15 protein-coding genes are annotated in these 14999 nt (G+C 39.9%); all 15 read right to left on the reverse strand.

Translation table 11 applies throughout. The features are described from left to right. Positions 1–14 precede the first annotated feature (14 nt). Positions 15–809, reverse strand: a complete 795-nt coding sequence (locus O1A01_RS24145) for a YwmB family TATA-box binding protein (RefSeq protein WP_066420512.1) — start codon at positions 807–809, stop codon at positions 15–17. 168 nt (positions 810–977) lie between these two features. After that, positions 978–1211, reverse strand: a complete 234-nt coding sequence (locus O1A01_RS24150) for a DUF1146 family protein (RefSeq protein ID WP_066420511.1) — start codon at positions 1209–1211, stop codon at positions 978–980. 179 nt (positions 1212–1390) lie between these two features. After that, the gene (gene nuoN / locus O1A01_RS24155) at positions 1391–2932 is read right to left on the reverse strand and encodes an NADH-quinone oxidoreductase subunit NuoN (RefSeq protein WP_066420510.1); all 1542 of its coding nucleotides are present in this window, start codon (positions 2930–2932) and stop codon (positions 1391–1393) included. 7 nt (positions 2933–2939) lie between these two features. Continuing rightward, a complete protein-coding gene (locus tag O1A01_RS24160; RefSeq protein WP_066420509.1) occupies positions 2940–4466 on the reverse strand; it encodes a complex I subunit 4 family protein in 1527 nt (508 codons plus the stop codon). Beyond that, positions 4463–6331, reverse strand: coding sequence for an NADH-quinone oxidoreductase subunit L (gene nuoL, locus O1A01_RS24165; protein WP_270065240.1), 1869 nt, complete (start codon positions 6329–6331; stop codon positions 4463–4465). The genes O1A01_RS24160 and nuoL overlap by 4 nt, the downstream gene beginning before the upstream one ends. A 73-nt stretch (positions 6332–6404) precedes the next feature. Next, complete coding sequence (nuoK, locus tag O1A01_RS24170) at positions 6405–6719, reverse strand: NADH-quinone oxidoreductase subunit NuoK (protein WP_066420506.1); 315 nt, start codon at positions 6717–6719, stop codon at positions 6405–6407. Continuing rightward, the gene (locus O1A01_RS24175) at positions 6716–7231 is read right to left on the reverse strand and encodes an NADH-quinone oxidoreductase subunit J (protein ID WP_270065241.1); all 516 of its coding nucleotides are present in this window, start codon (positions 7229–7231) and stop codon (positions 6716–6718) included. The genes nuoK and O1A01_RS24175 overlap by 4 nt, the downstream gene beginning before the upstream one ends. Next, the gene (nuoI, locus tag O1A01_RS24180) at positions 7228–7647 is read right to left on the reverse strand and encodes an NADH-quinone oxidoreductase subunit NuoI (protein WP_066420504.1); all 420 of its coding nucleotides are present in this window, start codon (positions 7645–7647) and stop codon (positions 7228–7230) included. The genes O1A01_RS24175 and nuoI overlap by 4 nt, the downstream gene beginning before the upstream one ends. Before the next feature lie 43 nt (positions 7648–7690). After that, a complete protein-coding gene (nuoH, locus tag O1A01_RS24185; protein ID WP_066420501.1) occupies positions 7691–8701 on the reverse strand; it encodes an NADH-quinone oxidoreductase subunit NuoH in 1011 nt (336 codons plus the stop codon). After that, entirely contained in the window at positions 8701–9801 is a 1101-nt protein-coding gene (locus O1A01_RS24190) for an NADH-quinone oxidoreductase subunit D (RefSeq protein ID WP_270065242.1), read from the reverse strand. Before O1A01_RS24190 ends, nuoH begins: the two co-directional genes overlap by 1 nt. Positions 9802–9804: 3 nt before the next feature. After that, positions 9805–11145 carry an NADH-quinone oxidoreductase subunit C gene (locus O1A01_RS24195; RefSeq protein WP_270065243.1) on the reverse strand — a complete coding sequence of 447 codons (1341 nt, stop codon included), beginning with the start codon at positions 11143–11145 and terminating at the stop codon, positions 9805–9807. Between the two features lie 3 nt (positions 11146–11148). Further along, positions 11149–11661 (reverse strand): NuoB/complex I 20 kDa subunit family protein, encoded by a 513-nt coding sequence (locus O1A01_RS24200; protein ID WP_066420496.1) that lies wholly within the window; start codon positions 11659–11661, stop codon positions 11149–11151. After that, positions 11652–12026: an NADH-quinone oxidoreductase subunit A gene (locus O1A01_RS24205; RefSeq protein ID WP_066420492.1), complete on the reverse strand. Its 375-nt coding sequence runs from the start codon at positions 12024–12026 to the stop codon at positions 11652–11654. The genes O1A01_RS24200 and O1A01_RS24205 overlap by 10 nt, the downstream gene beginning before the upstream one ends. Positions 12027–13141: 1115 nt before the next feature. Next, positions 13142–13543, reverse strand: coding sequence for a F0F1 ATP synthase subunit epsilon (locus O1A01_RS24210; RefSeq protein ID WP_066418353.1), 402 nt, complete (start codon positions 13541–13543; stop codon positions 13142–13144). A 25-nt stretch (positions 13544–13568) separates the two neighbouring features. Next, positions 13569–14987 carry a F0F1 ATP synthase subunit beta gene (gene atpD, locus O1A01_RS24215; protein ID WP_066418351.1) on the reverse strand — a complete coding sequence of 473 codons (1419 nt, stop codon included), beginning with the start codon at positions 14985–14987 and terminating at the stop codon, positions 13569–13571. Between the last annotated feature and the right edge of the window lie 12 nt (positions 14988–14999).

The following is a 14999-nucleotide window of genomic DNA, read 5'->3' on the forward strand; positions in this document are numbered from 1 at the left end:
CTATGTTCTCTATATTAATATTCAATCGTTATAATTGGCGTGCCGATTACAACTGTAATCTTTTCGCCTAATCGTTCTTTTCTAAGTCCAATTTGTAAGTTTATCAGTCCATGGTGTGTAGGAATTACTCGGTCCCACTTCCCATTATATGCAGAGATTGATACAAATGTATCCTCTTTTAATGACTCCACTTCTGAAGCATTAAAATCAGTAAGCAAATTGTTTGACAGATCATGCAAACCAAAGTTAATCTTATCACCTGCTGTGCCTACTATACAAGCAAAACTTTCATATTCGCCTTGAAAAATATTGGCAGATTTCTGGTCGAATTGTTGCTGGATTTTTTTAGGAGATTCAAAACTAAAGTCGGACCCTTTCATCTCAAAAAGTATATACGTGGTTGGATTAGTTTTTGTGTGGGTTGTTATGAATTGAATGGTCTCAGTTTCTTTCGTCGACTCATTAATAAACGTTCCTGTTAGACTCCAACTGTCCTCTTCTATCGACTCATTCCAAGTAAATTGGTCCATCTTTATTTTTAACTCATTTGCGTACGTTTGAAATCCGTCTAAGTTACTAATTGTTTTGACGTATTTTCTGCCATAAAGTTTCCACTCATCCATGGAAAATTTATTTTTTTCAAAAACATTTACGATTTCTTCAAATTCATTACTCGTTACAACTTGTTTTTTATTATCACTTTCATCTGCACGCGCGATATTTTTTTCATTCCCAATCGCTACGACAACGAAACCTATACATACAAAAATAGCTATTCCAAATAAAACATTCTTCCAATTATTTTTCATATCCCCTCGTCCCCTCTCCTTATTACCATTCTTGCCAGGAGGAGGCTTTACATACATGGGAATTGTCGTCAAATTGTTTATGAAAAATGTGGATGTATACATACTATTGTCGATTTTCCATACTATAAAAGACGATCAAGCTAGTATCTTTTTTATGTACAGTGAAATTTAAAATAAAAAGTGTATTCTTTGTGATAAGAATAAGTAATCTAAGAAGAAATTGCTGACAGTAGAACCAATTGCGATTGTTACGAGTATGAGTAAAAGACGGATTTGTAGTACTTTGTTTGGCTTCATCCATTTTTCATATTGTACACTTTGTAACGCCCACCAAGTGACGGCAATAAATACGATATGCGACAAAATACTAATTAATGCTTGAGCACCAATATCTGCTTCCATCATTCACCCTCCTCGACACTTTCCGACAAGTGACAGTCATCAATCAAAATTTTTCGACATTGTTCCATCAAAAAAAGAAGGAGCTTCGACACTCCTTCTTCTATTAAACCATATACCCCATTTATTGCACAATCCATAGTTCAGTAAAAATCCTATTTTCCCCCAAAAATAGTGACAAATTACTGACCAGGTAGAAAGAAATCATATAAAATATTGAAATAGTTGTGGAAAAAGTCTAGAGCGATATTAGGCATAATACCTAAAATAACCGTTCCAATCACTCCTATTACTAATACAATCCACATTGGAACTGGTATGTTTACTTTTTCCTCGTCTGCTGTTGGACGGAAGAACATTTGCGTCATAATACCGAAATAGTAGACATACGATACGACCGTTGTTGCAATTAAAACCGATGCTAATACGTAAGCATTCGACGGTTCCGAAATAGCCGAGATGAAAATATTTACTTTCGCGATAAAACCAGCTGTTCCTGGAATTCCAGCGAGTGATAGTAAAAAGATCGACATAATTACTGCTAATGCTGGTGAACGGCGATAAAGTCCCGCAAAAACACTAACATCTTCCGTCCCGTACTTCGTTGTGACGATTTGAACGACTGCGAATGCTCCGATGCTCATAAATAAGTAGGCTAATAAGTAGAACCAAATCGCATCAAACATGTATAAGAAGTTTAACGTTGTAACCGCAACGAGGATGTAACCTGCGTGCCCAATGCTCGAGTACGCAAGCATACGCTTTACGTTTCGTTGACGTAGAGCAACAACGTTACCGATAACCATCGATGCTACTGCAATAATTGCTAAAAATTCTTGAAGCGATAAAAACATCGATGTTTCTCCACCTTCAGCAGGTGTCATGATAAATAGCGTAACGAAAATACGTAATACAATAACAAATCCTGCTGCTTTGGAAACAACTCCTAAAAACGCGGCGACTGGAGTTGGTGCACCTTCATACACGTCTGGTGCCCACATATGAAACGGCACTGTTGCGAGCTTAAAGGAAAGTCCTACAAACATCATAATAAAACCGATTAGCAACATATGCTGTAATTCTGTTGCATATGCTTGCATTAAAATTTGTTGCATTTCTAACAGGTTTGTTGTTCCTGTTAAACCGAATACGTAACTCATCCCAAATAACGTAATCGCAGTTGCGATGGCTCCGTTTATCACATATTTCATCGCTGATTCATTCGAAGGTCCATGGTATTTACGGATGCCAGCTAATATATAGGACGATAATGATAATAGCTCTAGTCCGATAAATAATGTAATTAAGTCTCCACTTGATGCCATGAACATCGTACCGAGGAGGGCCGTTAAAAATAAGTAATAAAACTCTCCCCTGTAAGTTTTTATTCCTTCTTTCGGTTCATAACTAATGGCCATTAACATCACAAGTGCAGAACCGATGAGGAGCAGAAGCTTAAAGCTTTGTGCAAAGCTATCTAAACGAAACGTTTCATGCAGAATCGATGTTACTTTTGGTTGGCCAGCTCCCACGCTTTCAAATGTACCGACTAAAAAGCCAATTGCTACGAGAATTCCTGCAAATCCAATCCAGCCAAGATAGCGGCGATCAAACTCTTTTTTCAGAAATAAATCGAGTAGTGAAAGAAGGGTTGCAACACCAAGGATGATGAATTCTGGCATCATAGCGCCCCAATCAAAGCTGAGTAAAGTTTCTATATCCATCTCCTATTCACCCTCCTAACCCTAACATAATGGCTTCTATTGTTGCTTGTAACGGATAAACTAAAATATTTGGATACACACCTATTAATACAATAAAGAACACTAATACAAGCACTGGAACATATTCAGCTCCGCGCATATCGACTACTTTTTCGCTATAGTCGATTGGCTTACCGAATGTGATTCGAAGTACTGCTCGTAAAAGGTAAGCAGCCGTTAAAATAATCCCTAACGCACCAACTGCGGCGATAATCGGCTCTTTTTGGAATAATCCTAAAAATGCCATAAATTCACTAACGAATCCACTCATCCCTGGCAACCCAAGGGAAGCAAGTGCTCCAACTAGGAAAAATCCAGCCGTAATTGGCATTACTTTCGCTAAACCACCAAGTTTTTCGATATTCGTTGTACCTACACGCTCATACATTACTCCAATGAGGAAGAAGAGAAGCGCTGCAATAAATCCGTGAGAAACGACTTGGAATATTGCTCCTTGAATTCCAGCTTCGTTTAATGCCGATAATCCAATTAGTACGATTCCCATATGCGAAATACTTGAATAAGCAAGAACCATTTTAAACTCCGTTTGAATGAGCGCTAAAAACGCACCGTACAGTAAGTTAACAACCCCGAGTATCGCTAAAATAACAGAGAGACTAGCAAATTGTTCTGGAAAAATATTTAATCCGAAACGAATTAACCCGTATGCTCCAATTTTCAATAATACACCTGCATGAAGCATAACGATCGACGGTGGTGCTTGTACGTGTACTTTTAACATCCAGCTATGTAGCGGGACGATTGGTAACTTAATACCGAATGCAACGAGTAAAGCAATTAATAGTCCCATTTTAAAGGAATCTGTTAAAGGAACGATCCCGCTATTACTTGTCACAATTTGTGTAATTTCCGCGATATTCATCGTACCTGTTTTTGTATAAAGGACGATAAATACGATTAATAAAATAGCTGAACCGAGTCCGTTATAAACTAAAAATCGATAAGCGGCATTTTCCTTTTCAAAATAACCCCATTTTCCGATAAGGAAGAACATCGGTATTAACGTAATTTCAAAGAAAATGAAGAATAATAGTAAGTTTTCAGCAGCAAATACTCCAAGCATCCCAACTTGTAAAAGTAAGAATAGTAGAAAGTAGCCTTTCCATTCTTTTTTAATATGAATGGAAGCGATAGCTGCTAGAGTTGAAAGAACTGCTGTTAATAGGATCATCACGAGTGAAAAGCCGTTTAATCCTAATTCATACGGTATTCCTAAAAATACATCTGGCCCATAAAATTCCGATATAAATCGTGGGCTTCCAATTTGAAACCAGCTACGATTTTCTGCAAATTGTGTAAGCTCTGTACCGCCTCTAAACTGGAAGTACGCGATAAACGCTAATAGTAAGGATGGTAGCGTCGCTAAAACTCCAACCGTTTTAATTAGCTTTTCATTCGTTTTTGGTAAGAAGAAAAGCACTACCATACCGATTAGTGGGGCAAATATTAATAGAGATAAGAAGTAGTTACTCATCCGATATACCCCCCTACTAACGCAAAGATGACTAATAATACTGCTAAACCGACAAACGCGACAGCACCGTACGTTTGTGTTTGACCGTTTTGCATTTTCGAACCTATTTTACCGAGCGTTTGCGTGAAAGAAGCAATTCCTTTCATCGTTCCTTGTACGAGGAATTCATCGATATATTTAAAGAATAGACCGATCACTTTTGACCCGTATACAAACGTCCCTTTGTAAAGCTCATCTATCCAATATTTGTTGTATAACATGCTATACGCTGCAGGAGCTCCTTCGCTGAAATAGTCACGCGGAATGGACCCTTTATTGTACATAAAGTAAGCTAACGCAATTCCTGCGAACGATACTAACGTTGCCACAATCATGATCCAAGCTGGACCTGAAATATGTGCTGGTCCATAGAGAACCGTTCCTTCTGTAAGCCAATCGCCTAAATGATGACCGAACCACGGTGTATTAATAAACCCTGCTCCTACTGCTAAAACAGCAAGAACAATCATCGGGATCGTCATGACAGATGGTGATTCGTGAACATGACGTTGATCTCCACGACTCTTTCCTGTAAACACCATGAAGAATAAGCGGAACATATAAAAAGCTGTAAAAAATGCAGCAATTAGTGCAATGATGAATAAGAACGGATTACCGTTTACCCATGCTGCTATTAAAATTTCCTCTTTACTAAAGAAACCTGAGAATAGCGGGAATCCACTAATCGCTAACGTACCGATTAAAAAGAGTATCCCAGTTAAGCGCATTTTGCTCCATAATCCGCCGAGTTCTTCTACATTTTGTGATTGAGCAGCGTGGATGACACTTCCGGCTGCAAGGAATAAAAGTGCTTTGAAGAACGCATGTGTCGTTAAATGGAAAACACCTGCAACATATCCAGCAGCACCTAGAGCAAGCATCATAAATCCAAGCTGACTGACAGTTGAATAGGCTAATACTCGTTTAATGTCTTTTTGTACAAGACCGATCGATGCTGCAAAAATGGCTGTAAATGCCCCAACAATTGCTACTGTCATCATTGCAGCTTCACTTGCATTAAATAGCGGGAATAGTGTTGCTACTAAGTAAACCCCTGCTGCTACCATTGTCGCTGCATGGATTAAAGCAGAAACTGGTGTTGGACCTTCCATCGCATCTGGTAGCCAAGTATGTAACGGAAACTGACCAGATTTCCCAATTGCCCCAACGAAAATAAGAATCGCAATGAGCGTTATCATTTCGTAGGAAATAGCACCCGCTTCTAAACTAGCAAATATATCACGATATTCGAAGCTGCCAACTTGCCAGAATAATAGAATGATCCCGATGAATAATCCTACATCCCCGATACGCGTCATAATAAACGCTTTTTTCGCAGCGGCTTTCGCTTCATCATGGTAAAAATAAAATCCGATTAATAAAAATGAACCGACCCCAACTAATTCCCAAAAAATATAAAGTTGTAAAAGGTTCGGTGATATAACTAGTGCCAGCATCGCAAAGGTGAAAAGACCTAAATAGGAATAGTACACTGGAAAACGGCCTTCCCCGTGCATATAGCCTTTAGAGTAAATATGTACGAGTAAGCTGACTAATGACACTACGAAAAGCATTAATGCATTTAATTGATTTACTTCAAATCCCGCTGTAAGCTGTACATCTCCAATCGTTAACCAAGTAAATGATTGATAATATGTTGGTGCTGATAGCCGATCCCATAATACTAATGTAGATAGAACGAATGATACGAGTGTGAGCGCAATACCGATATACGCACTCGATTCTTTCAGTTTTTTACCTACTAGTATTAATAGGATAAAGGAGATCAGCGGAAAAAGCGGGATAAGCCAAGCATTCTCCATCATCGTATCAAATCCCCTTCTCTATTCACGAGGCTATGTTACCTCATGCTTTCTCAAACAAGTTCTTCCACTGTTTTTAATGCTTCAATGAATTCATTTCATCGACATTGACGGTACGACGGTTGCGATAAAGTGCAATGAGTATTGCTATTCCTACTGCAACTTCTGCCGCTGCGACCGTTATGACAAACAGGGAGAAAACTTGCCCTGTAATCGATGGGTTCATCCCAAATTTACTAAATGCGACTAAGTTGATGTTCACTGCATTTAGCATTAGCTCGATTGAAATGAGTACAATGACGACATTTCGTTTTGTAAATGCACCGTATAGGCCGATACAAAACAAAATAAGTGCTAGCACGAGGTAGGCTGATAAAGGTACACTGCTCATTTATCTTTCGCCTCCTCTTCATCATCATCCCGTTTTGCTAATACAATAGCCCCAATTAAAGCTACTAATAGTAAAACAGACGTTAATTCAAACGGAATAACGTAATGTGCATAAATCGCTAGTCCAATTTGCTCCGTATTGTTTACGTGTAACTCCGTTGCTTGTTCTCCTAGCTCTAAATTATAAATACCGAAATACGTAACAGCTGCGAAACCAAGGATACCGACAAAGACAAGTAGTTTTCGGCCTACACTTGAAGTTTCACTATGGTCGTTGTGACGCGTTAACATGATTCCGAATAAAATAATAATTGTGACCGCACCTGAATATATAAGGATTTGTGCAGCTGCTACAAACTCTGCCGAAAGAAGAACGTAAATACCTGCAATACTTATGAATGTAAACACTAAGGAAACAACCATGTGTACTACTTTCGTAAGATTGAGCATCAGCACGGCGCCAGCGATTGCAACAAGTGCTAAACATAAGAATATGAGAAATTCTCCGCTCATGCTTTATTCTCCCTTCGGACGTTTGTATCATTTTCATCTAGCCATTCTAAATCTTTAAATAAACGATCTCTACTATATTCTGCAAGCTCGAAGTTATTTGTCATGACAATCGCCTCTGTCGGACAAACTTCTGTACATAAGTCGCATAAAATACAAATTTCAAAGTTAATATCGTACGTATCGATGATTTTTCCTTTTTTGTTTGGGTCTGGATGTTTCTTACCCGTTAGCTGAATGCAATCAGTTGGACAAATGTTGGCACACTGATTACAAACGATACATTTTTCCGGGTAAAACTTTTGAATACCTCGAAAACGATCAGGTAGTGGAAGCGGTTCTTCCGGGTAATTATACGTTACTTTTTTCATAGTTAAGTTTTTAAGGGTATACTTCAAACCTTTTGCAAGACCGCGCATTTCGCTTCACCCCTACATTTTTTTCCCGATAAAACGGGCTTATTTACTTAAAGAAAATTTCTTTAATAATTGCTGTGACGAAAATATTTGCTAATGCTACTGGTAATAGTACTTTCCAACCGAACTCCATTAAATGATCCGCTCTCAAACGAGGGAACGTTACACGGAACCAGATTAGTAGGAAGACGACAAAACTGAACTTCAGTGCAAACCATACGCCTGCCGGAATGAATCCTAAGAATTCGAATGGTGGTAACCATCCACCGAAAAATAATACAGTTGTTAGCGCAGCCATCGCGAATAAATAAACGTACTCTGCAAGCATGAAGAATGCCCAACGGAACCCTGAATACTCAACGTGATAACCAGCAACTAGTTCTGATTCTGCCTCTGGTAAGTCAAATGGTGTACGGTTTAATTCTGCCACTGATGCAATAAGGAATATTAAAAACCCTACCGGTTGAAGAATAATGAACCAAGCTGTCTCCCCTTGCATTAGGACGATATCGTTTAAGTTTAAACTTCCTGTTAAAAGGATAATTCCGATTACCGACATAACAAGCGGTACTTCGTATGAAATCATTTGGGCCGCCGCGCGCATTCCTCCAAGTAAGGAGTATTTGTTGTTGGATGCCCAACCTGCTGCGACTACACCGACTGTTGTAATACCAGAGATGGCAATGTAGTACAATAAGCCAACTCCAATATCCGCAAATTGAAATTTATCTGTAAAAGGAATAACTGCTAACACCATGAATGCAGGTGTAAAAGCGATAACTGGTGCTAAAATGTAAAGTGGACGATCCGCTAATTTTGGTATCGTATCTTCTTTTAAAAGAAGCTTTAAAACGTCGGCTACCGTTTGTAGTAACCCCCATTTCCCACCTACTTGGTTTGGCCCCATCCGTGCTTGCATAAATCCCATTACTTTACGCTCTGCTAAAATTCCGTACGTTACGAATCCTAATACAGCTAATAATAGCGCTACCGCTAATCCGAAAAAGATAAAAAAATTCGTTAAACTAGGAGTAGAATGGAGTAGCTCTTGCATCATTAGCCATCCACCTCCCCAAGTACGATATCAATTGCACCTAGTATCGTGATTAAGTTTGCCATATTTTCTCCTTTTAAAAGTTTTGGGAGAATTTGAAGGTTGTAGAAAGATGGTCTACGAAACTTTAATCGATATGGCTCTTTTTTACCATCACTGTTAATGTAGCAACCAATTTCACCACGAGGCGATTCAATTCTAACGTACGCCTCTCCTTTAGGTGCTTTAATTATTTTCGGTACTTTTGCCATAATTGGACCTTCACTAGGGAACTGAGCGACCGCTTGCTCGATAATTTTTAATGATTCTTCTATTTCAGCCATGCGTACTTGATATCTAGCCCATGCGTCTCCACCATTTTGAACTGGAACATCAAAGTCGAAACGATCATAAATCGAATATGGCTCATTTTTGCGAAGATCCCACTTCACACCAGTACAGCGTAAGTTTGCCCCACTTAGTGAGTATTGAAGAGCGTCCTCTTTCGTGTAACGTCCAACTCCTTTTACACGGCTTAAGAAAATTTCGTTACCCGTTACTAGTTCGTGGTAGCCTTTCAGTTGTTCGCGCATATATGGAACAAATTCTTCTACCTTTTCAATCCAGCCTTCAGGCGCATCCCATTTTACGCCTCCTACACGCATGTAGTTAAACGTTAGGCGTGCTCCAGAAAGCTCATTTAATAGATTAATGATCATTTCTCTTTCACGAAACGCGTAAAGAAAAGGAGATACAGCCCCGATATCTAACAAGTATGTACCGTACCATACAAGGTGGCTCGCGACGCGTCCTAATTCCATTGCAAGTACTCGTAAATATTCCGCTCTTTCCGGAATTTCAATATTCATCATTGTTTCTACTGCATGACAGATTACATAGTTGTTTGTCATCGCAGAGAGATAATCCATTCGGTCTGTATACGGAATAATTTGTGTATACTGCAAGTTTTCAGCTAATTTTTCTGTACCACGATGAAGGTACCCTATGACAGGTGTAGCTTCTGTAATGATTTCCCCGTCAATTTTTACAACAAGACGAAAAACTCCGTGTGTACTTGGATGCTGAGGTCCAACGTTTAATAGCATTTCCTCTGTACGAATCATTTGCTACACCTCCACATCAAACGGCTCATAATCTTTACGTAATGGATATCCAACCCAATCATCCGGCATCATAATTCGCGTTAAGTTCGGATGACCTGTAAAAATAATTCCTAATAAGTCATACGCTTCACGCTCTGGCCAATCTGCTCCCGCCCAAACTGGTTGGAGAGATGGAATCTCTGGATTGTCCCGGTCTACTTTCACCTTTACAGCAACGGATTGACTATTTTTATAGGAATATAAGTGTATATATATTTCCATATGTGTCTCAAAATCAGTTCCATGTAACTCAGACAAATATTCAAAACCGAGCTGTTCATTGTATCTTAAGAACTCTGCTAGCTTAAAATAGCTTTCTCGCTTCACTATTAATGTTGGCACGTCTTTCGATAGTCTATTAATATAGGAGTCTTCAAGCACATCTTCTCCTAAATGCTCTTGAATTACTTTTAAATATTTATCTAAATATTTTTGGTTAGGCGATGGCTTTTCCGGTTCCGCTTCTGTTGCCGCTTTGCCGCCTACCTTCGCTGCTGCAGCTGCTTTTGCTTTTGCCGCCGCCGCTGCTTTTGCCTTTGCTGCTGCGATTGCTTTTGCCTTTTCATCTGATGCGTCTCCACTAGTTGCTCCGCCGTCACGCTGTTGCTTCGCTAGTGCGGCCGCCTTTGCTTTCGCCGCCGCTGCTGCTTTTGCTTTTGCTGCTGCAGCCGCTTTTGCTTTTTCATCTGATGGGTCTCCATCAGTTGCTCCACCGTCACGTTTTTGCTTCGCTAGTGCGGCCGCCTTTGCCTTTGCCGCCGCTGCTGCTTTTGCTTTTGCTAATGCAATTGCTTTTTCCTTGTCATCCGATGCGTCTTCGCTTTCCTCTGCATCGCCTTCACGTTTTTTCTTCGCTAACGCTGCTGCCTTTGCTTTTGCCGCTGCCGCCGCTTTTGCTTTTGCTAATGCAATTGCTTTTTCCTTGTCATCATCCGAATTACTACTGCCTGCTTCTGCCTCAGTCGCTTCTTTCGCCTTTTGTTTCGCTAATGCCGCTGCCTTCGCTTTTGCTGCCGCCGCTGCTTTTTTCTTCGCTAAATCAAGATCGCTTTCTTCTTCTGCGGATGGTGCTTCTTCTTGAGTTTCAGCTTCTTTCGCCATTTGCTTCGCTAGTGCAGCCGCCTTCGCTTTTGCTACCGCTGCTGCTTTTTTCTTCGCTAAGTCAAGGTCGCTTTCTTCTTCAGAAGGGGATTCATCCTTTGCTTCTGCTTCATCTTGTTTAGCTTTCATTTTAGCTAGAGCTGCCGCTTTCGCCTTCGCAGCTGCTTCCTTCTTTAATTCTTCTAAACTTTTCTCATCGCTCATGGACTAGATCACCTTCTTCCCAGTCTTTGCTTCATAGCGAATCTTTTCTCTCAGTTTATTAATTCCATAAATAAGAGCCGCAGGATTTGGAGGACAACCTGGAATATATACGTCAACCGGTACTATTTGGTCCACTCCTTTTACTACGGAATAGGATTTAATATATGGACCGCCAGCAGTCGCACAGGACCCCATCGCTATGACCCATTTCGGCTCAGGCATTTGATCATATAAACGTTTTAAAACAGGCGCCATTTTTTTCGTAACGGTACCTGATACAATCATGCAATCTGACTGACGAGGAGATGTACGGAAAAACGACCCAAAACGATCTAAGTCGTAGTGAGACGATCCAACTCCCATCATTTCAATTGCACAACAAGCTAAACCAAACGTCATTGGCCAAATTGAATTACTTCGCGCCCATGCTTTTAGCTCTTCTAACGTGGTAAGAAATACAGTTTGCTTTAACTCTTCCATTTCCTCTGGTGAAATATTCTCTAAATTTAGGTCCATTTTAACACCTTCTTCTTCCATGCATAGATAAGTCCGATAAGAAGCATAACAACGAAGATAAGCATTTCAATTAATGCAAAGACTCCTAGCTTCTCATAAGCAACAGCCCATGGATATAAAAATACGGTTTCTACATCAAAGATGACAAACAGTAATGCGAAAATGTAATATCGAACATTAAACTGAACACGAGAATCGTGAAACGGGTCGATACCACTTTCATACGTTGTTTGCTTTGCTGCGTTTGGAGCATGTGGTCTTAAAAACCTACCTGCCGTTAAAGCAACGATAGGAAGTAACACGCCTAATAGCAAGAACACGATCACAATCAAATAGTTATTTTGATATAAGTTAAGTAGACTCATGCCGCCCCCTCCAAAGCTTTTCATTTTTTCAAATTCATCTGAATATTAAATAATGTAACCGATAACAATTATACCAAATACCAATATCTGTGTCGACATAAGATGTACAAGTGCCACATAGAAATCGTATGTTTGTTATTTCACATTTATGAGGTGAAAATAGTGGAAATTGCTGAACACTAGTGGTACCGCAATTTTGGGTAATGGGAACAGCATATAAGATAGAGTTAACTAGAGTTGGAGATGTGATAAAGATAATAGACATGGAGAAATTTTTTAGGGTGAATAGATTGTATAGTGATAACAGTTTGATGGGGTGGAGCCGGATCTGAATGAAAGACATGTGAGAACCGGAATTCGGCTTAGGAATAGATGATGCACATATTTTTGGGGTTAATGCTCATAATTTCCCGCGTAATACACAGAAACACTTTGATAACCCACATAAATGTGCTCAGAACACAGAAATGAATCGATGTTGCACATATTCTTGCGGATATTGAACATAAATCTCCATGTAATGCACAGAAACACTTTGTTATTGCACATAAACTTTCTACGAGAACAGAAACGAATGGATGTTGCACATATTTCGGTGGATATTGAACATAAATCTCCATGTAATGCACAGAAACACTTTGATAGTGCACATAAACTTTTACAGTGAACAGAAATGAATGGATGTTGCACATATTTTTGGGGTTATTGAACATAAATCTCCACATAATGCACATAAACACTTTGATATTGCACATAAACTTTTCCCGATAACAGAAATGAATGGATGTTGCACATATTTTTGGGTTTATTGAACATAAATCTCCACATAATGCACATAAACACTTTGATAGTGCACATAAACTTTTCCCGAGAACAGAAATGAATGGATGTTGCACATATTTCGGTGGATATTGAACATAAATCTCCACATAATGCACATAAACACTTTGATATTGCACATAAACCTCCACCTGACACACATAAACACTTTGATTGTTTACATAAAGCCACATTAACATAAATGTCCGCATTTTTTTCTACTCCGAACAATAAAAAACCCCGCCAATCTGCTTCTATAAGCAGACCAACGAGGTTAGGTATCAATAGTTATATAATTAGCTGCGTTTAGCAACGTTTAGACGGTTGATTGCGCGTTTAAGTGCTAGTTCTGCACGACGGAAGTCGATGTCATCTTGTTTAGATTGCATACGACTTTCCGCACGCTTTCTAGCTTCTTCCGCACGGGTAACATCAATGTCCTTTGAAGTCTCTGCCGCTTGTGCTAGGATTGTTACCTTGTCAGGTCGTACTTCAAGGAATCCACCACTAACAGCAACAAGATCCGTAGTATTCGCATTTTTCACGCGAACAGCTCCGATTTGTAAAGGAGCTACCATTGGAATATGTCCTGGTAAAACCCCGAGCTCACCTTCAAGAGTTTTTGATACGACCATTTCTGCATCAGATTCATAAACCGGGCCATCGGGAGTTACTACACTGACAGTTAACGTCTTCATTTCATTCCCTCCTAGGTCCGTTTAATTAAACTTCTACACCCATTGACTTCGCTTTTTCCACTACTTCTTCAATGCGTCCAACTAAGCGGAATGCATCTTCTGGAAGGTGGTCGTATTTACCGTCAAGAATTTCACGGAAACCTTTAACCGTTTCTTGAACAGGTACGTAAGAACCTTTTTGTCCAGTAAACTGCTCAGCAACGTGGAAGTTTTGAGATAAGAAGAATTGGATACGACGAGCACGGTGAACAGTTAATTTGTCATCATCTGTTAACTCGTCCATACCTAGGATTGCAATGATATCTTGTAATTCTCTGTAACGTTGTAAAGTAGACTGTACTTCACGAGCTACTGCGTAATGATCATCTCCTACTACTTCAGGTGATAATGCACGAGAAGTTGAAGCAAGTGGGTCTACCGCAGGGTAAATACCCATCTCAGATAATTTACGCTCTAAGTTTGTTGTCGCATCTAAGTGAGCGAACGTTGTTGCTGGAGCTGGATCCGTATAGTCATCGGCTGGTACGTAGATCGCTTGGATCGATGTAACAGAACCGACAGCTGTAGACGTGATACGCTCCTGTAATTGACCCATTTCAGTAGCAAGTGTTGGTTGGTAACCAACGGCAGATGGCATACGGCCTAGTAGGGCAGAAACCTCTGAACCTGCTTGTGTGAAACGGAAGATGTTATCGATAAAGAATAGAACGTCCTGACCTTGCTCATCACGGAAATATTCCGCCATTGTAAGACCAGTTAAGGCAACACGCATACGCGCTCCAGGTGGTTCGTTCATCTGACCGAATACCATCGCTGTTTTGCCGATAACGCCAGAGTCGCTCATTTCGTGGTAAAGGTCATTACCTTCACGAGTACGTTCTCCAACACCTGCGAATACGGAAATACCACCGTGTTCTTGAGCGATGTTGTTGATAAGCTCCTGGATTAATACTGTTTTACCTACACCGGCACCACCGAATAGACCGATTTTTCCACCTTTAATATATGGAGCAAGTAAGTCTACTACTTTAATACCAGTTTCAAGGATTTCTACGTCTGTAGAAAGTTGCTCAAATGTAGGTGCTGTTCTATGAATTGGATCACGACGAGCGCCTGCTGCAACTGGTGTATCTAAGTCGATGTTTTCCCCTAATACGTTGAATACACGACCTAATGTTACGTCTCCTACTGGTACAGAAATAGGAGAACCTGTATCTTCTACTTCCATGCCACGAACGACACCATCAGTAGAAGCCATAGCGATTGTACGAACTGAATCGTCCCCTAAGTGAAGGGCAACTTCTAAAGTTAATTCGATATCAACTTCATTAGCGCTACGTGCTTTATGATTAATTTTTAGAGCGTTGTAAATTTCAGGAAGATGTCCACTTTCGAACTTTACGTCTACTACTGGACCCATGATTTGAGTAACGCGTCCTTTCATCGTTTTCCCTCC

Origin of the sequence: Sutcliffiella sp. NC1 (assembly GCF_027594365.1) — a bacterium.
Taxonomy (GTDB): Bacteria; Bacillota; Bacilli; order Bacillales; family Bacillaceae_I; genus Sutcliffiella; species Sutcliffiella cohnii.

What these genes read in the sequence shown, in the direction of transcription:
- O1A01_RS24145 (WP_066420512.1), bottom strand. Translation starts at nt 809, where the DNA reads ATGAAAAATAATTGGAAGAATGTTTTATTTGGAATAGCTATTTTTGTA.
- O1A01_RS24150 (WP_066420511.1), bottom strand. Translation starts at nt 1,211, where the DNA reads ATGGAAGCAGATATTGGTGCTCAAGCATTAATTAGTATTTTGTCGCAT.
- nuoN (WP_066420510.1), bottom strand. Translation starts at nt 2,932, where the DNA reads ATGGATATAGAAACTTTACTCAGCTTTGATTGGGGCGCTATGATGCCA.
- O1A01_RS24160 (WP_066420509.1), bottom strand. Translation starts at nt 4,466, where the DNA reads ATGAGTAACTACTTCTTATCTCTATTAATATTTGCCCCACTAATCGGT.
- nuoL (WP_270065240.1), bottom strand. Translation starts at nt 6,331, where the DNA reads ATGATGGAGAATGCTTGGCTTATCCCGCTTTTTCCGCTGATCTCCTTT.
- nuoK (WP_066420506.1), bottom strand. Translation starts at nt 6,719, where the DNA reads ATGAGCAGTGTACCTTTATCAGCCTACCTCGTGCTAGCACTTATTTTG.
- O1A01_RS24175 (WP_270065241.1), bottom strand. Translation starts at nt 7,231, where the DNA reads ATGAGCGGAGAATTTCTCATATTCTTATGTTTAGCACTTGTTGCAATC.
- nuoI (WP_066420504.1), bottom strand. Translation starts at nt 7,647, where the DNA reads ATGCGCGGTCTTGCAAAAGGTTTGAAGTATACCCTTAAAAACTTAACT.
- nuoH (WP_066420501.1), bottom strand. Translation starts at nt 8,701, where the DNA reads ATGATGCAAGAGCTACTCCATTCTACTCCTAGTTTAACGAATTTTTTT.
- O1A01_RS24190 (WP_270065242.1), bottom strand. Translation starts at nt 9,801, where the DNA reads ATGATTCGTACAGAGGAAATGCTATTAAACGTTGGACCTCAGCATCCA.
- O1A01_RS24195 (WP_270065243.1), bottom strand. Translation starts at nt 11,145, where the DNA reads ATGAGCGATGAGAAAAGTTTAGAAGAATTAAAGAAGGAAGCAGCTGCG.
- O1A01_RS24200 (WP_066420496.1), bottom strand. Translation starts at nt 11,661, where the DNA reads ATGGACCTAAATTTAGAGAATATTTCACCAGAGGAAATGGAAGAGTTA.
- O1A01_RS24205 (WP_066420492.1), bottom strand. Translation starts at nt 12,026, where the DNA reads ATGAGTCTACTTAACTTATATCAAAATAACTATTTGATTGTGATCGTG.
- O1A01_RS24210 (WP_066418353.1), bottom strand. Translation starts at nt 13,543, where the DNA reads ATGAAGACGTTAACTGTCAGTGTAGTAACTCCCGATGGCCCGGTTTAT.
- atpD (WP_066418351.1), bottom strand. Translation starts at nt 14,987, where the DNA reads ATGAAAGGACGCGTTACTCAAATCATGGGTCCAGTAGTAGACGTAAAG.